The sequence below is a fragment of the Streptomyces sp. NPDC096040 genome (genome assembly GCF_040303265.1).
Taxonomy (GTDB): Bacteria; Actinomycetota; Actinomycetes; order Streptomycetales; family Streptomycetaceae; genus Streptomyces.
This window is the reverse complement of record NZ_JBEOTA010000046.1, coordinates 22480-44082: the sequence shown is the minus strand read 5'-3', so window position 1 is coordinate 44082 and position 21603 is coordinate 22480. Positions and strand designations below refer to the sequence as shown.

The window sequence follows — 21603 nt, the reverse complement described above, 5'->3', positions numbered from 1 at the left end:
GCTGCGGGGGAGCTGAAGGAAGACAGTGAAAGAGCTGCGGATCAGGGTGCTGGCCAGTGTGTTCGTCGTGGCCGGAGTGCTGTCCTGGGCGGGGGCCCGCCTGTGGAACTCGGTGGGGACCCTGCCCAGCGTGCCGGTGGCCGCCCCGATCGTCCTCGCCCTGATCGCCGTGGTCCTGCTCTCCACGGCGCTCTCGCTGCGCGCTCGCCTCAAGGCCCAGCGCGAGCGCCGCCCGGGCGCCAAGGGCGTCGACCCTCTGATGGCCGCCCGCGCGGTCGTCTTCGGCCAGGCCAGCGCCCTGGTCGCGGCCCTCGTCGCCGGCATGTACGGCGGCACGGGCGTCTTCCTGCTGGAACTCCTGGACCTCCCCGTCCGCCGCGACCAGGCCCTCTACTCGGCCTTCTCGGTGCTGGCCGGCATCGGCGTCATAGCGGCGGCGGTGTTCCTGGAGCGGGTGTGCAAGCTCCCGGAGGACGACGACAACCACCACAGCGGGGCCGAGCCGGTCGCCTGAGCCCCGTTCGGGGAGGTCAGCGCGCCAGTATCAGGCTCATCGCCTCGGCGCGGGTCGTGGCGTCCCGGAGCTGGCCGCGGACCGCCGACGTCGTCGTCTTGGCACCCGGCTTGCGGATCCCCCGGACCGACATGCACATGTGCTCAGCCTCGACAACGACAATCACGCCACGAGCCTCGAGAATCCGCATGAGTGAGTCGGCGACCTGCGTGGTGAGTCGTTCCTGCACCTGAAGCCGGCGCGCGAACACCTCGACCAGGCGGGCGAGCTTCGACAGACCCGTGATCTTGCCGGTCGCCGCCGGGATGTAGCCGACATGAGCCACACCATGGAACGGCAACATGTGATGTTCACACAAGGAAACGATTTCGATGTCCTTGACCAGAACCATCTCGTCATGCCCGAGGTCGAAGGTCGTCGTCAGGACTTCTTCGGGCTGCTGGTAGTTCCCGGCCAGCAACTCGCGATACGCCCGCGCCACCCGCGCCGGAGTCTCCCGGAGCCCTTCACGGTCGGGGTCCTCGCCGACCGCGATCAGGAGTTCGCGTACGGCGTTCTCGGCGCGTTTCTCATCGAATCCGCCGATGGTGCCCTCGCCGTCCAGGGTCACGGGATCGGTCATCTGGGGTGCCTCGTTCCTTAGGGGGGCGCCTGTGGGTCACGCGCCTCATATGCGGGCATACCGAAAAGCCGCGCCCCCCAGGCTAGATCCTGAGGGGCGCGGCATCCATTCCCAGCCAGATGAGGCCGGTGTGACTCAGCTCTCGGGACGGTCCTCCGGGGCCTTCTCGACCGCCGGGGCCGACTCGGCCGCCGTGGACTTCGCGGTGCTGATCGTCGGCGTCGCGCCGTTCGCCCCGTTGGTCAGTGCGAGCTCCTTCGGGGAGAGCACCGGCGGGCGGGTCGACGGCGTACGGCGGGAGGAGCCGGTCCACGCAGGCCGCGGGGGCCGCTTGTGGATCGTGGCGAAGATCTCGGCGATCTGCTCCTTGCCGAGGGTCTCCTTCTCCAGCAGCTGGAGCACCAGGTTGTCGAGGACGTCGCGGTTCTCGACCAGGATCTCCCAGGCCTCGTTGTGCGCGTTCTCGATCAGCTTCTTGACTTCCTCGTCCACCAGGGCGGCGACCTCTTCCGAGTAGTCGCGCTGGTGGGACATCTCACGGCCGAGGAAGGGCTCGGTGTTGTCGCCGCCGAACTTGATCGCGCCGAGACGCTCGGTCATGCCGTACTGCGTGACCATCGCACGGGCGGTGGTCGTGGCCTTCTCGATGTCGTTGGCGGCGCCGGTGGTCGGGTCGTGGAAGACCAGTTCCTCGGCCGCGCGGCCGCCCAGCATGTAGGCGAGTTGGTCGAGCATCTCGTTGCGCGTGGTCGAGTACTTGTCCTCGTCCGGCAGGACCATCGTGTAACCGAGGGCGCGGCCACGGGACAAGATCGTGATCTTGTGGACCGGGTCGGAGTTCGGGGAGGCCGCCGCGACCAGGGCGTGGCCGCCCTCGTGGTACGCGGTGATCTTCTTCTCCTTGTCCGACATGATCCGGGTCCGCTTCTGCGGGCCCGCGACCACCCGGTCGATCGCCTCGTCGAGCATCTGGTTGTCGATGAGCTTGCGGTCGCTGCGGGCCGTGAGCAGCGCCGCCTCGTTCAGCACGTTCGACAGATCCGCGCCGGTGAAGCCCGGCGTGCGGCGGGCGACCGCCGCGAGGTCGACGTCGGGCGCGACCGGCTTGCCCTTCTGGTGGACCTTGAGGATCTCCAGACGGCCCTGCAGGTCCGGCGGGTCGACCGCGATCTGGCGGTCGAAACGACCCGGGCGCAGCAGCGCCGGGTCGAGGATGTCGGGCCGGTTCGTCGCGGCGATGAGAATCACACCGCCCTTGACGTCGAAGCCGTCCATCTCGACGAGCAACTGGTTCAGGGTCTGCTCGCGCTCGTCGTGACCGCCGCCGAGGCCGGCGCCGCGATGGCGGCCGACCGCGTCGATCTCGTCGACGAAGACGATCGCCGGGGCGTTCGCCTTGGCCTGCTCGAAGAGGTCACGGACCCGGGAGGCACCGACACCGACGAACATCTCGACGAAGTCGGAACCGGAGATCGAGTAGAAGGGCACCCCGGCCTCGCCGGCGACGGCACGCGCGAGCAGCGTCTTGCCGGTACCGGGACGGCCGTAGAGGAGCACGCCCTTGGGGATCTTGGCGCCGACGGCCTGGAACTTGGCCGGCTCCTGGAGGAACTCCTTGATCTCGTGGAGCTCCTCGACGGCCTCGTCACAGCCCGCGACGTCCGAGAACGTCGTCTTCGGGGTGTCCTTGGTGATGAGCTTCGCCTTGGACTTGCCGAAGTTCATGACCCGGGAGCCGCCGCCCTGCATCTGATTCATCAGGAACAGGAAGACGACCACGATGAGGACGAAGGGGAGCAGGGAGAGCAGGACACCGACGAAAGCGTTCTGCTTGGTCGGCGAGACGGTGTAACCGTCGGGGATCTGCTTGTCCTGGTACTTGGTCTGCAGCGTGTTGGCGATGGTCACGCCCTGGTCGCCGATGTAGCTCGCCTGGATCTTCGAGCTGCCGTCGACCTTGTCGCCGTTCTTGAGCGTGACCTTGATGGTCTGCTCGTCACCGGTGGTCAGCTTCGCCGATTCCACCTTGTTGTCGTTGATCGCCGCCACGACTTGGCCGGTGTCCACCGTCTTGTAGCCGCCGGACGAGCCGACGACCTGCATCAACACGACCACGGCAAGGACGGCCAGCACGATCCACATGACCGGCCCACGGAAGTATCGCTTCACGTCCATCCATACGGAGCGTGTCGCCCCGTCCCTCCTGCCATAGTGAGTTTGATAAGACAGTTCTTCTGACGGTACCCCAGCCTGAGTGCCCGAAGCCGCACGGAGCGTCTCGGACGGCTGGTAAACCCGTCTCTGCATGCTCCAACGGCGCGAAACCCGCTGGGGTTCCCGATCGTCTTACGCAAGTGGACCCTCCGGCGTATCAGCCGGGGTTCAACCGCCGTAGACGTGAGGCGCGAGCGTACCGACGAACGGAAGATTGCGGTACTTCTCGGCATAGTCGAGGCCGTAGCCGACGACGAACTCGTTGGGGATGTCGAAACCGACCCACTCGACGTCGATGGCGACCTTGGCCGCGTCCGGCTTGCGCAGCAGGGTGCAGACCTTGAGCGACTCGGGCTCGCGGGAGCCGAGGTTGGACAGCAGCCACGACAGGGTCAGTCCGGAGTCGATGATGTCCTCGACGATCAGGACGTGCCGGCCCTTGATGTCGGTGTCGAGGTCCTTGAGGATCCGCACCACACCGGAGGACTGGGTGCCCGCGCCGTAGGAGGACACGGCCATCCAGTCCATGGTGACGGGGGTGGACAGCGCCCGGGCGAGGTCCGCCATGACCATCACGGCGCCCTTGAGGACGCCGACGATGAGCAGGTCCTTGCCCGCGTACTCCGCGTCGATCTTCGCGGCCAGCTCAGCCAGCTTCGCGTCGATCTCTTCCTTGGTGATGAGTACCCGCTGGAGGTCGGCACCCATGTCTTTCGCGTCCACCCGCATCACTTTCGGTCGTCCCACCGGCGGAGCCCGGCCCCCGAGGGGGTGCGGATTCAGCCTTGCCGGATCACCAGTCTGCCACCCTGGCGACGGGCGACGACCTTGCCGGGGAGATTGATGGCCCCCTGACCGCGCCACCCGGTGATCAGCCGGTCGACTTCCTCGATGTGCCGGGCGAAGAGCGAACCGGCCGGTGCGCCCGCCTCGATGGCCGCACGGCGCAGGATCCGGCGGCGGACGGCGGGTGGCAGGGCGTAGAGCTTGGCGCATTCCAGCAGACCCGCGGCGTCCCGTACGGAGGCCTCGGCCTGGCTGGCCCAGGTGTCGAGGGCGTCGGCGTCGTCGCGGGAGAGCTGGGCGGTGCGGGCGAGGGCCTCGACGACGCCCTTGCCCAGGGCCTTCTCCAGGGCCGGCAGGCCCTCGTGGCGGAGCCGGGAGCGGGTGTAGGCCGGGTCCGCGTTGTGCGGATCGTCCCAGACCGGCAGGGACTGGACCAGGCAGGCCTTGCGGGCGGTCTGCCGGTCCAGCTGGAGGAACGGGCGACGGTAACGGCCGCCGGCCCCCGAGACCGCGGCCATTCCGGACAGGGAGCGGATGCCTGAGCCGCGCGCGAGGCCGAGCAGGACGGTTTCGGCCTGGTCGTCCCTGGTGTGGCCGAGCAGGACCGCGGTGGCGCCGTGCCGCTCGGCGGCGGCGTCCAGGGCGGCGTAGCGGGCGTCCCGGGCCGCGGCCTCGGGCCCGCCGTCGCGGCCGACGGTCACGGTGATCGACTCGGCCGGGTCCAGGCCCAGTTCGCGCAGCCGCAGGACGACTTCTTCGGCCCGCAGGTCGGAACCGGGCTGCAGGCCGTGGTCGACGGTGATGCCGCCCGCGCGCACGCCGAGCTTGGGTGCCTCGAATGCGAGGGCGGAGGCGAGCGCCATCGAGTCGGCGCCGCCGGAGCACGCCACGAGGACGAGCGGGGAGGGGGGCCGCTCGTTCGGTGACTGCTCCGGGATGTCTCCGGTGGGGCGCGTGAGGCGCGCGACGATGCGTCCGCCGGTGCGTTCACCAGTGGTACGGCTGTGGCGGCTGTTGTCGGTGAGGATGTCGTGGAGGACGCGGCGGACCGCCAGGCGTATCGCCGCGACCGCAGGATGGGGACCCATGTCCGGTTCCCTTCATGAAGTTTTCGGGGGGTGAACCCGAGATCGGTCACTCAGAGTGTGTAGATGGTGACAGAAACGGGCCGTTCCCCGAGCATCGCACGCCTACCCATCGCTCACGGTCCCTCGGACGGGTGATTGGAGGGGCGTTCGCCTGCCGTATGCAGGATCCGATTCACCACAGTCCCCGTCGGTTCACGACTCGGCCTTGCGGTGCACCCGAGCGACCCAGTCCGCCGGTTTGGCGATCTCGGCCTTGGTCGGCAGGGTGTTCGGGGAGGTCCACACCCGGTTGAAGCCGTCCATGCCGACCTGCTCGACGACGGCCCGCACAAAGCGCTCGCCGTCCCGGTACTGCCGGAGTTTGGCATCCAGGCCGAGCAGCTTGCGCAGGGTCATGTCCAGCCGGGAGGCGCCCTTGGCGCGCCGCTGCTGGAACTTCTCGCGGATCTCGGCGACGGTCGGTACGACCGCCGGCCCCACGCCGTCCATGACGAAGTCGGCGTGGCCCTCCAGGAGGGACATGACGGCGGTGAGCCGGCCGAGGATCTCGCGCTGGGCCGGGGTCTGCACCAGTTCGACGAACGACCGTCCGCCGTCGTCCTCCTCGGCCTCCGGGCGGCTCCCGGCGAGGGACTGGGCGGCGTCCCTGACGCGTTCGAGGACGGTCATCGGGTCGACGTCGGTCTCCGACAGGAACGCCTGGATCTCGCCCTCCAGATGGGCGCGCAGCCAGGGCACCGCCGTGAACTGGGTGCGGTGCGTCTCCTCGTGCAGGCACACCCACAGGCGGAAGTCGTGGGGCTGTACGTCGAGTTCGCGCTCCACATGGACGATGTTCGGGGCGACGAGCAGCAGCCGTCCGCCGCCGTGCTCGTCCGCGGGAAGGTCGCGGGAGGCGGGGGCGAAGGTCTCGTACTGGCCGAGGACCCGGGAGGACAGGAACGACAGCAGCATGCCGAGTTCCACGCCGGTGACCTTGCCGCCGACCGCACCGAGGACCGCGCCGCCCGGACTGCCGGCCCGCCGCTCCTGCATCTTGTCCAGCAGCGGCTTGAGGAGTTCCCGGAAGCCGGCGACGTTCGCCTTCACCCAGCCCGGGCGGTCCACCACCAGGACGGGGGTGTCGAAGACGTCGTCGTTCCCCATACGAGTGAAGCCCCGGACGTGTTCCTCCGAGGCCTTCGCGTGCCGCCGCAGCTCCGCGACGATGGCCCGGGCCTCGTCGCGGCTCACCTCGGGGCCCGGCCGCACGAGCCGGGTCGCGGTCGCCACCGCGAGATTCCAGTCGACCATCCCAGAAGAAGCAGCGCCACCGATGCTCGTCATGCGTCAACCGTACGTTAGCGCTCCCACTTGGGGCAGACCGTGGAGGTTGGTGAAGGTGCGGCTGGTTTGTGCGGTGGGTGGGGTCGGTGGGGCTTGCGTCGGCATGGACGGGGCGTTCACAGGCCCGCAAGCGCCGTCGCCGTCCGGTCCAGTGCCGCCTGGGCCGCCGGCGGGCTCGTGGTGTTCGCCGCGAGGAAGGCGAACACCAGCAGGCGCCCGTCCTTGTCGACGACCGTGCCCGCCAGGGTGTTGACGCCGGTCAGGGTGCCCGTCTTCGCGCGTACGACGCCTGCCGCGCCGTCCGTGTAACGGCTGGTCAGGGTGCCCGTGAAGCCGGCCACGGGCAGGCCGGTGAGGACCGGGCGCAGGCCCGGCCGGTCCGCGTCGGCGGCCATGACGAGCAGGGCGGTGAGGAGGTTCGCCGTCAGCCGGTCGTCACGGTTCAGGCCGCTGCCGTCGTGGAAGGTGGCGCCGGTCATCGGCAGGCCCAGCTTGGTCAGTTGGGCGCGGATCGCGGCCGCTCCCCCGGCGAAACTCGCCGGCTCGCCGCTCGCCAGCGCCGTCTGGCGGGCCAGGGCCTCGGCGATGTCGTTGTCGCTGTTGGTCAGCATGCGCTCGACGATCGAGGACAGCGGGGGCGAGGAGACGGTGGCGAGGGTGTCGGCCCGGCTGCTCGCCTTGGAGGTGCCGGGCGACGAGGTTTTGATGCCGGCCTCCGCCAGGAAGCCGGCGAACTTCTGTGCCGCGTCGGCCGCCGGGTCGCTCACCCGGACCGCCGGGCCGTTGCTGGAGCCGTCGGTGCGGGCCTCGTCGGCCATGAGCGGGCTCACGCGCGCGAGGTTGGCGTTCGCGCCGATGGAGTGCAGGTCGGGGCCGGTGTAGAGCGTGGTGTCGTACGAGAGGGTGATCTGTTTGATGCCCCGCTCGGTCAGCGATCCGGCCGTCTCGGTGGCGAGGGTGCGCAGACTGGCCCATTCGCCTGCGTCCTTGCGGGCGGTCAGGGTCGGGTCGCCGCCGCCGACCAGGACGACCTCCCTGGTGCCGGGTTCGAGGGCCACGCGTGTGGTGATGCGGTGGTCGGGGCCGAGGGCGGAGAGGGCGGCCACGGCAGTGGCGATCTTGGTGGTGGAGGCGGGGGTGAGGGCCGTGTCGGCGCCGGAGCCGTAGAGGCGCCTGCCGGTGGCCACGTCGACGACCACGGCGGTGCGGGTGCTGCCGAGCGCCGAGTCGCGCAGGAGGGGCCCCAGGAGGTCCGTGAGGGCCGTTCCTGAGATTCCGGCGGGTGCTCCGGTCGGCGCCGACTTCACGGTGTTCGTGGCGCCGCCCAGGCCCGTCAGGACGGATCCGGCGCTTGGCGCGGGGCTGGGTTCTCCCGCGGCGGTGCCGGAACCGTGATCTGCACCACCCGTCCGCTCCAGGGCGACAGCCCGGTCCCGCTCGGCCGTACGCTGACCGTTGGCGTCCCAGGGGCCCGCCGCGGTCACCACACCGGCGGCCAGCGCGAGCCCGGCCGTGGCGGCGCCCGCGGTGTACTGCCAGGTCCTGAAGGTCCGGGGACGAGGGGAGCGGACCAGGGTGGCCAGCCGGGGTCCCGTCGCGCGCGTGATGCGGGCCAGCCGCGGCCCGACTGCCCGAGCCGCCCGTGTGACCTGCGGTTTCGTGGCGGTCACCACGCGTGCCAGACGCGGTCGCACGGCACCCGCGAGCTTCCGCACACGCGGTTTCGCGGACTGCCAAGGCCTCAGCTCTGGCACGACCACCAGCCCCTTTCGCGATCACACACCTGCGTGAGGGACACTTAACCATCAGAACTATGTGTTGATCATGGAGGAGCCACCGGTGGAGTTCGACGTCACGATCGAGATCCCGAAGGGTTCGCGGAACAAGTACGAGGTGGACCACGAGACCGGTCGGATCCGCCTGGACCGTCGTCTCTTCACCTCGACCAGTTACCCGGCCGACTACGGCTTCGTCGAGAACACCCTCGGCGAGGACGGCGACCCGCTGGACGCGCTGGTCATCCTGGAGGAGCCGACCTTTCCCGGCTGCCTCATCAAGTGCCGCGTCATCGGCATGTTCCGGATGACCGACGAGGCCGGCGGCGACGACAAGCTGCTGTGCGTCCCGGCGTCCGACCCGCGGGTGGAGCACCTTCGGGACATCCACCACGTGTCGGAGTTCGACCGCCTGGAGATCCAGCACTTCTTCGAGGTCTACAAGGACCTGGAGCCCGGCAAGTCCGTCGAGGGCGCCAACTGGGTGGGCCGCACCGACGCCGAGGCGGAGATCGAGCGGTCGTACAAGCGCTTCAAGGAGCAGGGCGGTCACTGACCCTGTCCGAGCACGGGAAACGGGCCGCACGCACGCGTGAGGCCCGTTTTTCGTGTCCGCTGTGGGTTCATGCTCATACTGGGGCTCAAGTGAAGTTGTCGTTCAGGGAGCGTTACGACGGTGACGGAGGAGGAGGACCGCAAGCCCCGGTCGGACGAGGCGCGGTACGACCCGGAGATCACGTCCGAGTTCGCCGTTCCGGCGGGCATCGCGGTCCCCGAGGCCGGCGTCGAGCCTGAGACCACGTCCGAGTTCGTGGTGCCGAAGGGGCTTGCGGCGCCGCAGCCCGCGACCGGCGAGTCGGAGGGCTCGGCGTTCAGCATGCCGAGCACCTTCAGCGCCTACGACGCCCCGGCCGCCTTCACCCCCGCCTCCGGATTCCCCACGGTCAGTCTCATCAAGGACGCGCCCTGGCAGGACCGGATGCGCACGATGTTGCGTATGCCGGTGGCCGAGCGGCCGGCGCCGGAGCCGGTGCAGAAGGCCGAGGAGGGCGGGCCGGCTGTCCCGCGCGTGCTCGACCTGACCCTTCGTATCGGGGAGCTGCTGCTGGCGGGCGGCGAGGGCGCGGAGGACGTGGAGGCCGCGATGTTCGCGGTCTGCCGGTCGTACGGCCTGGACCGCTGCGAGCCGAACGTCACCTTCACACTGCTGGCGATCTCCTACCAGCCCTCGCTCGTCGACGACCCGGTGACGGCGTCCCGGACGGTACGGCGGCGCGGCACCGACTACACGCGTCTGGCCGCCGTCTTCCGGCTCGTGGACGACCTCACCGACCCCGAGACCCATGTCTCCCTGGAGGAGGCCTACCGGCGGCTCGCGGAGATCCGCCGCAACCGGCACCCGTACCCCGGCTGGGCGCTGACCGGGGCGAGCGGACTCCTCGCCGGGGCCGCCTCGGTGCTCGTCGGCGGTGACTTCCTGGTGTTCGTGGCGGCCGCGATCGGCGCGATGCTCGGCGACCGGCTGGCGTGGCTGTGCGCTGGGCGAGGGCTGCCGGAGTTCTACCAGTTCATGATCGCCGCGATGCCGCCGGCCGCGATCGGGGTCGCCTTCGCGCTCGCCCACGTCGATGTCGCGGCGTCCGCGGTCGTCACCGGTGGGCTGTTCGCACTGCTGCCCGGACGGGCCCTCGTGGCGGGCGTCCAGGACGGGCTCACCGGCTTCTACATCACCGCCTCCGCGCGCCTGCTGGAGGTCATGTACTTCTTCGTCGGCATCGTCATCGGGGTGCTGACGGTCCTGTACTTCGGCGTGAAGCTGGGTGGCCGGCTCAACCCCGACGCGACGCTGATCGGCTCCGAGCGGCCGCTGCTGCAGATCGCCGCGTCGATGGTGCTGTCGCTGACCTTCGCCGTGCTGCTCCAGCAGGAGCGGTCCACCGTGCTGGCCGTGACCCTCAACGGCGGTGTGGCGTGGTGCGTTTACGGTGCGATGCACTACACCGGAGGAATCTCGCCGGTCGCCTCCACGGCCGCGGCGGCCGGCCTCGTGGGCTTGTTCGGGCAGCTGCTGTCGCGGTACCGGTTCGCTTCCGCGCTGCCGTACACGACCGCGGCGATCGGGCCGTTGCTGCCGGGGTCGGCGACCTATTTCGGGCTGTTGTCGATGGCCCAGAACGAGGTCGACAAGGGGTTGGTGTCGTTGGCCAAGGCGGCGTCGCTGGCCATGGCCATCGCCATCGGGGTCAACCTGGGGTCGGAGATCTCGCGGTTGGGGCTGCGGGTCGGTTCGGCCGGGAAGCGGCGGGCCGCGAAGCGGACGCGGGGGTTCTGAGCGCCTGGAGGGCAGGGGGCTCGGGTGAGACGGCGACTGCGGGTGCGTTGTGGTTGCTCGCGCAGTTTCCCGCGCCCCTTCCGGGGCGCTTTCGCTTACGGCGCTCGGTAGTGGTCCTCGCTGGGCGGGTACTGCTGCTGGCCGTAGCCGTGCTGGCTGTAGCCGCCCTGGCCGTAGTACGGCTGCTGCTGGGGCTGCCGGCCGTACTGCTGCTGCTGCTGCTGAGGAGCCTGCTGCCCGCCGTACTGCTGCTGCGGAGCCTGCTGCTGGCCGTACTGCTGCTGCGGAGCCTGCTGCCCGCCGTACTGCTGCTGCGGAGCCTGCTGCCCGCCGTACGTCGGGTCGATCCTGCGGAGCTGGGTCGTCGCGTCGTCCAGCACCGGCGGGGCGGGGTGCTGCTGGAACGGCTGCTGGGCCGGCGCCGCCTTCTTGTTCTTCGAGCGGGCCCGCAGGAATTCGATGATGATCGGGATCACCGAGACGAGGACGATGAGGATCAGGATCGCCTCGATGTTGTTCTTGACGAAGTCGATCTTGCCGAGCCAAGAGCCGAGCAGGGTGACACCGGCGCCCCAGAGGGCACCGCCGATGACGTTGAACACCAGGAACGAGCGGTAGGCCATGCCGCTGACACCGGCGATGATCGGCGTGAACGTGCGGATCACCGGCACGAAGCGGGCCAGGATCAGGGACTTCGGGCCGTGCTTCTCGAAGAACTCGTGCGCCTTGGCGACGTTCTCCTGCTTGAAGAGGCGGGAGTTCGGGCGGTTGAAGAGCGACGGGCCGACCTTCTTGCCGAACATGTAGCCCGCCTGGTCGCCGAGGATCGCGGCGACGCAGATCAGGGCGATGGCTCCCCACAGGGGGAAGTCCAGCTGGTTCGAGGTGATCAGCAGGCCGCAGGTGAACAGGAGGGAGTCACCGGGGAGGAAGAAGCCGATCAAGAGGCCCGACTCCGCGAAGACGACCAGGAGCAGGCCCCAGATGCCGAACGAGTCGAGAAGTTGGTTCGGATCCAGCCAGCTCGGGCCGAGGGCAAGCGTCATAACGGTTCCGGGCTCCTGAGGGTGGGGGCACTACGGCGTCCTGGTGCGGCCGCACAAAGCTATCAACGCAATGTGTCCGCCCCAGGTTCCACCGGTGGATCCAGGGTGCCCTGTGGCCGGGCTGGGGAAGACCTGTGGACACGGGTATCGAAGAATACGGCGGCGGTCGGGGACCCCGGCCCGATGTACCGGTGGTCACCACGAACGACGTTCCCGGGTACCGGGTGCGGGAGGTCATCGGCGAGGTCTTCGGGCTGACCGTGCGCTCCCGGCACCTGGGCAGTCAGATCGGCGCGGGTCTGAAGTCGATGATCGGCGGTGAGCTGAAGGGGCTGACGAAAACACTCGTACAGACCCGCATCCAGGCCATGGAGCGGCTGGTGGAACAGGCACGCGCGCGTGGCGCCAACGCCGTGCCGGCCTTCCGGTTCGATGTGACCGGGGCGGCGGACGCGGGGACCGAGGTGTGCGCGTACGGCACGGCTGTCATCGTCGACAAGGTCCGGCTACGCCGTGTGCCGTGCCGCGTTCGCCTCGATCGCCTCCTTCAGGTGCCTGGCCATGCCCGGGGCCATCGAGTCGTAGAACGCCTTGAAGCGCTCGTCGGACATGTACATCCCGGCGAGACCGCGGTGCATCTCGTACGGGCAGTCGTAGAACCAGGTCGAAATGTGCTGCCGGTGCTCCTCGGCCATGTCCATTGCCCGTGCGCCGGTCGGCGGCTCGGCCTCGTTCACCAGGGCGGCGTAACGCTCGCCCCAGTCGTCGACCTCGGCCTTCATGCGCTGCCAGTCGGCCTTGGTGTAGCGGGCGGCCCGGCGCTGCGACTCGGCGTAGGCCTCGGTGCCGCCCCAGCGCTGCTCGGCCTCCTCGGCGTACTGCTCGGGGTCCTTGTCGCCGAAGACCTCGAAGCGTTCCTCGGGGGTGAGGTTGATGCCCATCCTGCGTGCCTCCATGGCGTGCTCCACGGCCGCGGCCATCTTCTGCAGCTTCTCGATCCGGGCGGTCAGCAGGTCGTGCTGGCGGCGCAGATGCGCGCGCGGGTCCGCGTCCGGGTCGTCGAGCAGGGCCGCGACCTCGTCGAGTGGGAAGCCGAGCTCCCGGTAGAACAGGATCCGCTGCAGCCGGTCGAGGTCGGCGTCGCCGTAACGCCGGTGCCCGGCGGGGCTGCGCTCGCCGGGGACCAGCAGGCCGATCTCGTCGTAGTGGTGCAGGGTGCGCACGGTGACGCCGGCGAACGCGGCGACCTGTCCGACGGAGTAGCTCACTTCCGCTCCTTTCCGCGCTCCACCCTGGGTCCTCACGTCACGTGAGGTGCAAGCCCGGTGCGTCGGAGCCTTCTGACGCCCGTTCATTCAGGATGTTGTGTCGGTTTTGCCCGCTTATGGTGGGGCGGTGGCCCAGGACACCGCGCGGCAGGCGCTCCCCACCCCACCCTCGGCCCCCGCGCGTGCCCTGCTGCCGCTGATCCTGCCCTCCCTCGTCGTCGGCGTCGCCAGCAGCCTGCTGTACCTGCTGGTGAGTTCGCTGGCGGGGCGGTTCCAGCACGTTCTCTGGAACAACCTGCCGGACGCGCTCGGCATCGGGCGGTACTCGGTGCTGTGGATGCTGGTGATGCTGACCGCGACCGGCATCGCGGTCGGCCTGGTGGTGTGGACGGTGCCCGGGCACGCGGGGCCCGATCCGGCCACCCTGGGCCTGGAGGCGGTGGCGTTGCCGCCCGCCGTGCTGCCGGGGCTGCTGCTGGCGACCGTGCTGATGCTGGCGGGCGGGCCGAGTCTCGGTCCCGAGAACCCGATCATCGCGGTGAACGTGGGGCTGGCGCTGTGGCTCGGGAGCCTCGCGATGCCCCGGCTGCCGGGCTCGCTGTGGCCCGCGCTGGCCGGCGCGGCGACGCTCGGCGCGATGTTCGGTACGCCGGTGGCGGCGGCCCTGGTGATCTCGGAGGCGCTGGCCGGGAAGCCGCTGAAGGGGGCGCTGTGGGACAACCTCTTCGGGCCGCTGACGGCCGCGGGGGCGGGCGCGATGACGACCGCCCTGGTGGCCCGTCCGACCCTGGACCTCGGGCTGCCCGCGGTCGGCCGGCTGCGCTGGCCCGATCTGCTGTCGGCTCTGCTGATCGCCCCCGTGGCCGCGCTGCTCGGTATGCTCGCCGTCTGCGCCTTCCCGTACGTCCACGGGGCCTTCCAGCGCCTCCGGCATCCCATGCTGGCCCTGCCGGCCGGCGGTGTCGTCCTCGGTCTTCTGGGCGCGCTGGGCGGCCATCTGACGCTTTTCAAGGGGCTTGACGAGGTCACGGTCCTGGCGAAGGACCCGCAGAGCTGGTCGGCCGGGCAGTTCGCGGTGATGACGGTCGTGAAGCTGGCCGCGCTGCTGGTGGCCGCGGCCTGCGGCTTCCGCGGTGGCCGGATCTTCCCCTCGGTGTTCATCGGCGCGGCCCTCGGGCTGTGCGCCCATGCCCTGGTGCCCGCCGTCCAGCCCTCGGTGGGCGTGGCGGCAGGTGTGCTGGGCATGCTGTTGGCGATCACCCGACAGGGCTGGGTGAGCCTGTTCACAGCCGCCGTGCTCGTGGCCTCGCCGGTGATCCTCGCCCTGCTGTGCATCGCGTCGCTGCCCGCGTGGCTGCTGGTGACCGGACGGCCGAAGATGCAGTTGCGGGCGGACGGCACGGCCCTGCGCTGAACCTTGTGAAACTGCTCTAGGAGGCACTGTCATGCCGCTCCACAAAGGATCCGGGAACCACCGAGAGCGACCCATGTCCGTCAACCCGTTCTTCGGTGAGGCGAGCCCGGTCGCCGGCATGGTGGAGGCCCCTCCCACGCACCGGCTGCCGGACGGCCCGCTGCCGCCCTCGACGGCCTACCAACTGGTTCATGACGAGCTGATGCTGGACGGCAACGCCCGGCTGAATCTCGCCACCTTCGTCACCACCTGGATGGAACCGCAGGCCGGGGTCCTGATGGCGGAGTGCGACGACAAGAACATGATCGACAAGGACGAGTACCCGCGCACCGCCGAGCTGGAGCGGCGCTGTGTGGCGATGCTCGCCGACCTGTGGAACGCGCCGGATCCGGCCGGCACGATCGGATGTTCGACGACCGGCTCCAGCGAGGCCTGCATGCTGGCCGGGATGGCGATGAAGCGCCGCTGGGCGCAGCGCAACACCGACCGCTATCCGGGCACCGCCCGGCCGAACCTGATCATGGGCATCAACGTCCAGGTCTGCTGGGAGAAGTTCTGCAACTTCTGGGAGGTGGAGGCCCGGTTCGTGCCGATGGAGGGCGACCGTTACCACCTGGACCCGCAGGCCGCCGCCGAGCTGTGCGACGAGAACACCATCGGGGTCGTCGGCATCCTCGGCTCCACCTTCGACGGGTCGTACGAGCCCATCGCCGACCTCTGCGCCGCCCTGGACACCCTCCAGGAGCGCACCGGCCTGGACATCCCGGTCCACGTGGACGGCGCGTCCGGCGCCATGATCGCGCCCTTCCTCGACGAGAACCTGGTATGGGACTTCCGCCTGCCGCGGGTGGCGTCGATCAACACCTCGGGGCACAAGTACGGGCTGGTCTACCCGGGCGTCGGCTGGGCGCTGTGGCGCGACAAGGAGGCACTGCCCGAGGAGCTCGTCTTCCGGGTCAACTACCTGGGCGGCGACATGCCCACCTTCGCCCTCAACTTCTCCCGCCCCGGCGCCCAGGTGGTCGCGCAGTACTACACGTTCCTGCGGCTCGGCCGGGACGGCTACCGCGCGGTGCAGCAGGCGTCGCGGGACGTGGCCACCGGGCTCGCCGAACGCATCGAGGCGCTCGGCGACTTCCGGCTCCTCACCCGGGGCGACGAGTTGCCCGTGTTCGCCTTCACCGTCGCCGACCACGTGACGTCGTACGACGTCTTCGACGTCTCCCGGCGTCTGCGCGAGAGCGGCTGGCTGGTGCCGGCGTACACCTTCCCGGCGAACCGGGAGGACCTGTCCGTGCTGCGGGTGGTGTGCCGCAACGGCTTCTCCAAGGACCTGGCCGAGCTGTTCCTCGAGGACCTGAGCCGGCTGCTGCCCGAACTGCGCCGGCAGCCGCACCCGTCGACCAGGGACAAGGAAGCGGCCACCAGCTTCCACCACTAGGACCTGTCCGGCGGATCAAGTCGCCTGCCAGGGTCCGCGACGCCGGCGTGATCCGCCGGACGCCCCCTACGGGGTGTCTAGGAGGCCTGCTCCAGGGCCACGAGTTCGAAGGCCGTCTTCCCGTCCAGGGACTCGCGGACGATGTCGGCGTGGCCCGCGTGCCGGGCGAGTTCGCGGATCAGGTGGAGGCAGACCCAGCGCATGGAGACCCGGCCCTCCGGGGGGAACCACGGCTGCGGCGGGAGCGGGAAGGTGTCGTCGAGGCTGGGGACGGAGCTGATGAACTTCTCCGTCTCGGCGGCGACCTGCTCCCAGTAGGCGAGTTGCGAGGCCACCGTCTCCTCGCCGACCAGCTGGAAGGTCTCGTGCCAGTTCGACTGGTCCCGCTCCACGGCGGGCGGCTCCTGCTTGGCGCGGGCGATCCAGCTCTGCTCGACCTCGGTGACATGCTTGAGCAGGCCCGCCAGGGACAGCTCGCTCGCGCTCGGCTTGCTCGACGCCTGCTCGTCCGTCAGGCCGAGCAGCGCCCGGCGGATGCCGCCGCGCTGTTCCTCGATGAAGGAGAGCAGTGCTCCGCGCTCGTCGCCCTGTGCTTCCGCGGGAACGTGAGTGACCATGACCGGCCGCCTTTCCTCGGGTCGTGTTGCCCTGACACCGACGAAGCTACGGGCCCACTAGGACAGATGACGTCCTAATGGGCCCGGAAGTGACCGCCTCTCCGACCGGCTAGAACGGGAAGCCGCTCCGGCCGTGCTGGACCGAGATCCACTTCAGGGTGGTGAAGGACTCCACTGTGGTCTCGCCGTTCAGTCGGCCGAGGCCGGAGTGCTTCTCCCCGCCGAAGGGGACGACGGGCTCGTCGTGGACCGTGCCGTCGTTGACGTGGAACATGCCGGTGTCGATCCGCTTGGCGAAGGACACGCCCCGCTCGATGTCACCGGTGTGGACGGCGCCGCTGAGGCCGTACGGGGTGTCGTTGACGAGGCGTACGGCCTCCTCCTCGCCGTCGAACGGGATGAGGAAGGCGACCGGGCCGAAGACCTCCTGGCGGAGCAGCTCGGAGCCGGCCGGGACGTCGGTGAGGACCGAGGGCTCGACCAGGTTGTCGGTGGTCGTGCCGTGCACCAGGGCCGTGGCGCCCTCGGCGATGGCCTGCTCGACCGTGGCCGAGATCGACTCGGCCTGCTGGGAGTTGATGACCGGGCCGATGATGGTCTGGGGGTCGCGCGGGTCGCCGGACTTGAGGGTCTTCACCTTGGCGACGAACTTCTCGGTGAACTCGTCGGCGATCGAGCGGTCGACCAGCACACGGTTGGCGGCCATGCAGACCTGGCCCTGGTGGACGTACCGGCTGAAGACCGCCGCGTCGACCGCGTAGTCGATGTCGGCGTCGTCCAGGACCACCAGCGCGCTGTTTCCGCCCAGTTCGAGCACCGAGCGCTTGAAGAGCGAGGCGCAGACGGTGGCCACGTGGCGGCCGACCTTGTCGGAGCCGGTGAAGGAGATGACCTTCGGGATGGGGTGCTCGATGAAGGCGTCGCCGATCTCCGCGATGTCCGTGACGACGACGTTGAGCAGGCCGCCCGGCAGGCCCGCGTCCTCGAAGAGCTTCGCGACCAGGGCGCCGCCGACGATCGGGGTGTTCTGGTGCGGCTTGAGGACCACGGCGTTGCCGAGAGCGAGCGCCGGGGCGACCGACTTGATCGACAGCAGGAAGGGGAAGTTGAAGGGGCTGATCACGCCCACGACACCGACCGGCACGCGGTAGAGGCGGTTCTCCTTGCCGTCCACCGGGGAGGGCATGATCTTGCCCTCGGGGCGCAGCGCCCACTGGATCGACTCGCGCAGGAACTCCTTGGCGAGGTGCAGCTCGAAGGCGGCCTTCAGATGCGTGCCGCCGAGCTCGGCGATGATCGCGTCGGTGATCTCCGCCTCGCGCTCCCCGATGAGGCGCAGGGCCTTCTCGAAGACGGCACGGCGGGCGTAGGGATTGGTGGCGGCCCACTGCTTCTGGGCGCGCGCGGCGGCCTGGTAGGCCTGATCTATCTCCTCGACCGAGGCTATGGTGATCGACGCCAGCTTCTCCCCGTCGTACGGGTTGAAGTCGATGATGTCCCAGGAACCGGTCCCCGGGCGCCACTCACCGTCGATGTACTGCTGGGCCAGGTCGGTGAAATAGGACGACATGTGATCCCTCGATCCCCTGCTGCGTCGGCAGTCGATGCAGACACCCGATCCACATCCACATCACGGTTGATCGCACGTCATCGTACTTGCGTGACCTGGGAGTTGGGACATCCACCGGCGATCTCCGCGCAGGACCGAGGGAAAACCCTCTACCGGGCTCAGGAGAGCTGGAGCAGGCCGCGCAGCAGGTCCCGGCTCTCGTCCGGTCCGGGGCTGTCCTGCTGGAGTTCCTTCAGCGCCTGCTCGTACTGGGCGACGTCCTCGCCCTTGTCGAGGTAGAGCGCACTGGTGAGCTGCTCCAGGTAGACCACGTCGGACAGGTCGGACTCCGGGAAGCTCAGGATCGTGAAGGAGCCGCCCTCGCCGGAGTGGCCGCCGAAGCTGAACGGCATGATCTGGAGCCGTACGTTGGACCGCTCCGAGATCTCGACGAGATGCTGGAGCTGACCGCGCATCACCTCGCGGCTGCCGTAGGGCCGGCGCAGGGCCGCCTCGTCGAGGACGATGTGGAAGTCGGGGGCGTTTTCGGCCACCAGGTACTTCTGCCGCTCCATGCGCAGGGTGACCCGGCGTTCTATGTCGGCCTCGCCGGCACCCTTCATGCCGCGCCGCACCACGGCGCGCGCGTACTCCTCGGTCTGGAGGAGGCCGTGGACGAACTGCACCTCGTACGCCCGGATCAGATGTGCCGCGCCCTCCAGGCCGACATAGGTGGGGAACCAGCTCGGCAGGACGTCGGAGTAGCTGTGCCACCAGCCCGCCACGTTGGCCTCGCGGGCGAGGGAGATGAGCTGTTCGCGCTCGGCCTCGTCGGTGATGCCGTACAGCGTCAGCAGGTCTTCCACGTCCCTTGTCTTGAAGCTCACCCGGCCCAGCTCCATACGGCTGATCTTCGATTCGGAGGCACGGATCGAGTACCCGGCGGCCTCACGGGTGATGCCCCGTGCCTCACGCAGCCGCCTGAGTTGCGAGCCGAGCAGCATTCGCCGCACCACCGATCCGGGCTCTCCCGCGCTCACGTTCGCCAGCCTCCCCAACCCGTCTCCAGGGCCCGCAGTCTGCCACTAAAACACTCCGAGCAGTACTCGTCCGGTTACGGAAACGGAAAGCGGACAAAGTCTAAGCACAGGAAGTTGCAAGCAGGTAGTGAGCCAAGCGCGGCAAGTTGGCGGAAAAAATGGCCAACAAGCGGTACGGGAGGGTCCAATTCGGTCGCGTGCACGTGCATCTGCCCTTGCATCTGCTGTGCGCATCCGAAACCATGGTCCCGCGCCACCGCTGCATCGCAACGACCGCGAATTCCCGGGAGTGCCTCGCATGGGGACGAATGGATCGACCATGCTCAAGCCATTACGGCAGGGCCTTCCGCCGCTTGATCCCGCGGCCGTGTCCAACGCCGCCTCCTGCGCCCTGCCGGCCCGCTACGAAGCGGTGCGCGAGGCCCGGCTGTTCACCCGGAGAACGCTCGACCAGTGGGACGTCGGCGACCGCTTCGACGACATCTGTCTGGTCGTCTCGGAGCTCGTCACCAACGCCCTGCGGCACGCGGTGCCCGGCGAGTCCGAGCGCCCCGCAGCCCCGCACACACCGGCCGTGCGGCTGCATCTGATGCGGTGGACCGAGCGGCTGGTGTGCGCGGTGCGCGACCCGAGCCACGACACCCCCGCCCCCAGAGACTCCGACGACTTCTCGGCGGAGTCGGGCCGCGGGCTGTTCCTGGTCGACTCCTTCAGCGACAGCTGGGGCTGGCACCCGCTGGCTGGCGCCCTCAGCGGCAAGGTCGTATGGGCGCTCTTCCGGCTCCAGCCCGCCGAATAGGGAACCCGGCGTCTTCGGACGCCGGGTTTCTACGCGCGTTACTCACAGTGCGGTGAATACGCCGAGTTCCTCCTGGTGGGCCCGGCGTCAGCTCGCGATCAGGTGGTCGAACTCACCGTCCTTGACGCCGAGGAGCATCGCCTCGATCTCCGCGCGCGTGTAGACGAGCGCCGGGCCGTCTGGGAAGCGCGAGTTGCGCACCGCCACATCACCGCCCGGCAGCCGCGCGAACTCGACGCAGGAACCCTGCGAGTTGCTGTGCCTGCTCTTCTGCCAGGCCACTCCGTCCAGCTGCGTCGCAGCCATGCCGTTGTACACGTCAAACCCCCCGTACACGCCGTCAACGTCGAGGTCCACAGGTCGCTCCCCGCTGGTGCACTAGCTGGCTGATGTGGCCATTGATGCTCTGGTCAACTGATCCGGATCATAGCCCTGTTCACGTGCAGGTGCATGAGCAGATGCACGTGCACGCGCGGTGTTCCTCCGGTTACAGCTTTGACGCACGCTTTACCCGAGCTGCTCCAGCGTCTGCCCCAGAGCTGCCCAGACATGCGACCGCCAGCCCCCGTCCATGATCTTGCGCGCCATCATCTGCGCCGGGTCGTCCGGATCGAACCACTCGTGCACTAGGAAGAGACGCGTATCGCGGCCCTCGTGTTCCAGCGTCCATGTGATGGTCCAGTGAGCGAGATTGGCCGGATCGGGATCGGACCACCGGACGGACAGCATCCGCTCCGGGTCGCAGGCGAGAACCTGCACGTCGACGACGCCCGAGAAGCGGGTGTTGGGATGCGGAACCGATGTCATCCGGTACCGGTGACCGACCCTGGGGCGGAAGTCTCGGCCCCCTGCATCTGCCACTGCACGAGCAGATCGGGCTCCGTGAGGGCGCGCCAGACCTTCCTGGGCGGATGCGGAAGGAACTGGTCCACGCGGATGGTGGTCAGGTCGTCGTCACCGTCGGAGGGCAGGCCGGTCGTCATGGCCGCTCATCGTCGGGCATGCGGTCGAGCAGCGCGCCGGGGTCCTGCAACCGGTCGCGCCAGAACCGCTCGTACGGATGGAGCCAGTCCTGCAGGTCGGCCAGCGGGGCCGCCTCCAGCCGGTAGATGCGCTGCCGGCCCGAGCGCTGCTCGGAGACGAGGCCGGCCTCCCGGAGCACTCTGAGGTGTTCCGAGAGGCTGGGGCGGCGCATGTCGAAGTGGTCGGCAAGGGCCTGGACCGCCTGGGGCCCGCCGTCGCGCAGCAGCCTCAGCACCTCACGCCGGGTGGCGTTGGCGAGCGCGGCGAAGACGCGGTCCTCGACGGCGCCAGTCGTGGTCATGCCCGGTCTCCTAGCCGTGAGCCTCCGTGAGCAGCATCAGACCGTTGCCGTCCGGGTCCCGGAAGGAGGCCATCCGGGACCACGGGAACTCGTCCGGGCCCTGCACGTCGGTGCCCGCCTCGGCGAGCCGCGCACAGTCGGCGTCGACATCGGTCGTCACCAACATGATCCCCCTAGCCGAGCCGGGTTCGAAATCACCCATCCCCGGCCCGGAGAGCGTGAAGACGGTCTGCGCGCCCGCGGGGGCGACCTGGAGCCAGCGTCCCTGGGGCAGGTCCAGGTCGGCGGTCACCTCGAATCCGAGTACGTCCCGGTAGAAGCGCAGGGCCCGGCCCTGGTCGGTGACGGGGAGGGTGACGAAAGAGGCGTGGGTGATGTGGGTGCTCATGCGCAAGCCAATAGGTAGGCACTTTTCTACCAGTCAAGCGTAGGTAAACGCCTACCTATA

The 21603-nt window shown here is 69.4% G+C and carries 20 protein-coding genes and 2 pseudogenes; 7 read left to right on the top strand and 15 right to left on the bottom strand.

From position 1 onward, the window contains the following. The first annotated feature begins 25 nt into the window (after positions 1-25). Complete coding sequence (locus tag ABTY98_RS38325) at positions 26-514, top strand: DUF3180 domain-containing protein (protein ID WP_352225767.1); 489 nt, start codon at positions 26-28, stop codon at positions 512-514. 16 nt (positions 515-530) lie between these two features. On the opposite strand, the gene folE is transcribed toward ABTY98_RS38325, so the two are convergent. The 6 genes from folE to dacB form a co-directional block, all read right to left on the bottom strand. Then, the gene (gene folE, locus ABTY98_RS38320) at positions 531-1136 is read right to left on the bottom strand and encodes a GTP cyclohydrolase I FolE (protein WP_352225766.1); all 606 of its coding nucleotides are present in this window, start codon (positions 1134-1136) and stop codon (positions 531-533) included. Positions 1137-1271: 135 nt separating this feature from the next. Further along, on the bottom strand, positions 1272-3311 hold the full coding sequence (gene ftsH / locus ABTY98_RS38315; RefSeq protein ID WP_352225765.1) for an ATP-dependent zinc metalloprotease FtsH: 2040 nt from the start codon (positions 3309-3311) through the stop codon (positions 1272-1274). Positions 3312-3518: 207 nt separating this feature from the next. Further along, positions 3519-4079: a hypoxanthine phosphoribosyltransferase gene (gene hpt / locus ABTY98_RS38310; protein ID WP_328884372.1), complete on the bottom strand. Its 561-nt coding sequence runs from the start codon at positions 4077-4079 to the stop codon at positions 3519-3521. 50 nt (positions 4080-4129) lie between these two features. Next, positions 4130-5224, bottom strand: a complete 1095-nt coding sequence (gene tilS / locus ABTY98_RS38305; RefSeq protein ID WP_352225764.1) for a tRNA lysidine(34) synthetase TilS — start codon at positions 5222-5224, stop codon at positions 4130-4132. 192 nt (positions 5225-5416) lie between these two features. Beyond that, the gene (locus ABTY98_RS38300; protein WP_352225763.1) at positions 5417-6550 is read right to left on the bottom strand and encodes an Rv3626c family coenzyme F420 biosynthesis-associated protein; all 1134 of its coding nucleotides are present in this window, start codon (positions 6548-6550) and stop codon (positions 5417-5419) included. Positions 6551-6666: 116 nt separating this feature from the next. Continuing rightward, positions 6667-8310 (bottom strand): D-alanyl-D-alanine carboxypeptidase/D-alanyl-D-alanine endopeptidase, encoded by a 1644-nt coding sequence (dacB, locus tag ABTY98_RS38295; protein ID WP_352225762.1) that lies wholly within the window; start codon positions 8308-8310, stop codon positions 6667-6669. Positions 8311-8389: 79 nt separating this feature from the next. On the opposite strand from dacB, the gene ABTY98_RS38290 reads away from it, so the two are divergent. Continuing rightward, on the top strand, positions 8390-8881 hold the full coding sequence (locus ABTY98_RS38290; protein ID WP_352225761.1) for an inorganic diphosphatase: 492 nt from the start codon (positions 8390-8392) through the stop codon (positions 8879-8881). 120 nt (positions 8882-9001) lie between these two features. Beyond that, entirely contained in the window at positions 9002-10657 is a 1656-nt protein-coding gene (locus tag ABTY98_RS38285) for a threonine/serine exporter family protein (protein ID WP_352225760.1), read from the top strand. Between the two features lie 95 nt (positions 10658-10752). Here the strand turns inward: ABTY98_RS38285 and ABTY98_RS38280 are convergent, their stop codons facing one another. Continuing rightward, on the bottom strand, positions 10753-11703 hold the full coding sequence (locus ABTY98_RS38280) for a DedA family protein (RefSeq protein ID WP_352225759.1): 951 nt from the start codon (positions 11701-11703) through the stop codon (positions 10753-10755). Positions 11704-11837: 134 nt separating this feature from the next. Here ABTY98_RS38280 and ABTY98_RS38275 point away from each other — a divergent pair. After that, positions 11838-12197, top strand: a pseudogene (locus ABTY98_RS38275) (YbjQ family protein); the annotation flags it as partial. Positions 12198-12209: 12 nt separating this feature from the next. Here the strand turns inward: ABTY98_RS38275 and ABTY98_RS38270 are convergent. Beyond that, a complete protein-coding gene (locus ABTY98_RS38270; protein ID WP_352225758.1) occupies positions 12210-12971 on the bottom strand; it encodes a MerR family transcriptional regulator in 762 nt (253 codons plus the stop codon). Positions 12972-13098: 127 nt separating this feature from the next. On the opposite strand from ABTY98_RS38270, the gene ABTY98_RS38265 reads away from it, so the two are divergent. Beyond that, positions 13099-14385 carry an ion channel protein gene (locus ABTY98_RS38265; RefSeq protein WP_352225757.1) on the top strand — a complete coding sequence of 429 codons (1287 nt, stop codon included), beginning with the start codon at positions 13099-13101 and terminating at the stop codon, positions 14383-14385. 31 nt (positions 14386-14416) lie between these two features. After that, positions 14417-15826, top strand: coding sequence for a glutamate decarboxylase (gene gad / locus ABTY98_RS38260; RefSeq protein WP_352225756.1), 1410 nt, complete (start codon positions 14417-14419; stop codon positions 15824-15826). A 77-nt stretch (positions 15827-15903) separates the two neighbouring features. On the opposite strand, the gene ABTY98_RS38255 is transcribed toward gad, so the two are convergent. From ABTY98_RS38255 to ABTY98_RS38245, 3 genes are all read right to left on the bottom strand, one after another. After that, the gene (locus tag ABTY98_RS38255; protein WP_352225755.1) at positions 15904-16443 is read right to left on the bottom strand and encodes a DinB family protein; all 540 of its coding nucleotides are present in this window, start codon (positions 16441-16443) and stop codon (positions 15904-15906) included. Between the two features lie 109 nt (positions 16444-16552). Next, positions 16553-18013, bottom strand: a complete 1461-nt coding sequence (locus ABTY98_RS38250) for an aldehyde dehydrogenase family protein (RefSeq protein ID WP_352225754.1) — start codon at positions 18011-18013, stop codon at positions 16553-16555. Positions 18014-18171: 158 nt separating this feature from the next. Continuing rightward, positions 18172-19008: a Sco1979 family transcriptional regulator gene (locus tag ABTY98_RS38245; RefSeq protein WP_502994456.1), complete on the bottom strand. Its 837-nt coding sequence runs from the start codon at positions 19006-19008 to the stop codon at positions 18172-18174. 322 nt (positions 19009-19330) lie between these two features. Between ABTY98_RS38245 and ABTY98_RS38240 the strand changes: the two genes are divergently transcribed. Next, positions 19331-19831: an ATP-binding protein gene (locus ABTY98_RS38240; protein ID WP_352225753.1), complete on the top strand. Its 501-nt coding sequence runs from the start codon at positions 19331-19333 to the stop codon at positions 19829-19831. An 87-nt stretch (positions 19832-19918) separates the two neighbouring features. Here ABTY98_RS38240 and ABTY98_RS38235 read toward each other — a convergent pair whose 3' ends face one another. The 4 genes and pseudogenes from ABTY98_RS38235 to ABTY98_RS38220 form a co-directional block, all read right to left on the bottom strand. Beyond that, entirely contained in the window at positions 19919-20188 is a 270-nt protein-coding gene (locus tag ABTY98_RS38235) for a DUF397 domain-containing protein (protein WP_352225752.1), read from the bottom strand. 150 nt (positions 20189-20338) lie between these two features. After that, a pseudogene (locus ABTY98_RS38230) lies at positions 20339-20814 on the bottom strand (SRPBCC family protein). Then, on the bottom strand, positions 20811-21155 hold the full coding sequence (locus ABTY98_RS38225) for an ArsR/SmtB family transcription factor (protein ID WP_352225751.1): 345 nt from the start codon (positions 21153-21155) through the stop codon (positions 20811-20813). Before ABTY98_RS38225 ends, ABTY98_RS38230 begins: the two are co-directional and overlap by 4 nt. Before the next feature lie 10 nt (positions 21156-21165). After that, positions 21166-21543 (bottom strand): VOC family protein, encoded by a 378-nt coding sequence (locus ABTY98_RS38220; RefSeq protein ID WP_352225750.1) that lies wholly within the window; start codon positions 21541-21543, stop codon positions 21166-21168. Between the last annotated feature and the right edge of the window lie 60 nt (positions 21544-21603).

Coding starts and splice junctions, on each gene's coding strand:
- gad (WP_352225756.1), top strand. CDS start 14,417: ATGCCGCTCCACAAAGGATCCGGGAACCACCGAGAGCGACCCATGTCC.
- hpt (WP_328884372.1), bottom strand. CDS start 4,079: ATGCGGGTGGACGCGAAAGACATGGGTGCCGACCTCCAGCGGGTACTC.
- ftsH (WP_352225765.1), bottom strand. CDS start 3,311: ATGGACGTGAAGCGATACTTCCGTGGGCCGGTCATGTGGATCGTGCTG.
- tilS (WP_352225764.1), bottom strand. CDS start 5,224: ATGGGTCCCCATCCTGCGGTCGCGGCGATACGCCTGGCGGTCCGCCGC.
- folE (WP_352225766.1), bottom strand. CDS start 1,136: ATGACCGATCCCGTGACCCTGGACGGCGAGGGCACCATCGGCGGATTC.
- ABTY98_RS38255 (WP_352225755.1), bottom strand. CDS start 16,443: ATGGTCACTCACGTTCCCGCGGAAGCACAGGGCGACGAGCGCGGAGCA.
- ABTY98_RS38240 (WP_352225753.1), top strand. CDS start 19,331: ATGGGGACGAATGGATCGACCATGCTCAAGCCATTACGGCAGGGCCTT.
- ABTY98_RS38280 (WP_352225759.1), bottom strand. CDS start 11,703: ATGACGCTTGCCCTCGGCCCGAGCTGGCTGGATCCGAACCAACTTCTC.
- ABTY98_RS38250 (WP_352225754.1), bottom strand. CDS start 18,013: ATGTCGTCCTATTTCACCGACCTGGCCCAGCAGTACATCGACGGTGAG.
- ABTY98_RS38225 (WP_352225751.1), bottom strand. CDS start 21,155: ATGACCACGACTGGCGCCGTCGAGGACCGCGTCTTCGCCGCGCTCGCC.
- ABTY98_RS38220 (WP_352225750.1), bottom strand. CDS start 21,543: ATGAGCACCCACATCACCCACGCCTCTTTCGTCACCCTCCCCGTCACC.
- ABTY98_RS38300 (WP_352225763.1), bottom strand. CDS start 6,550: ATGACGAGCATCGGTGGCGCTGCTTCTTCTGGGATGGTCGACTGGAAT.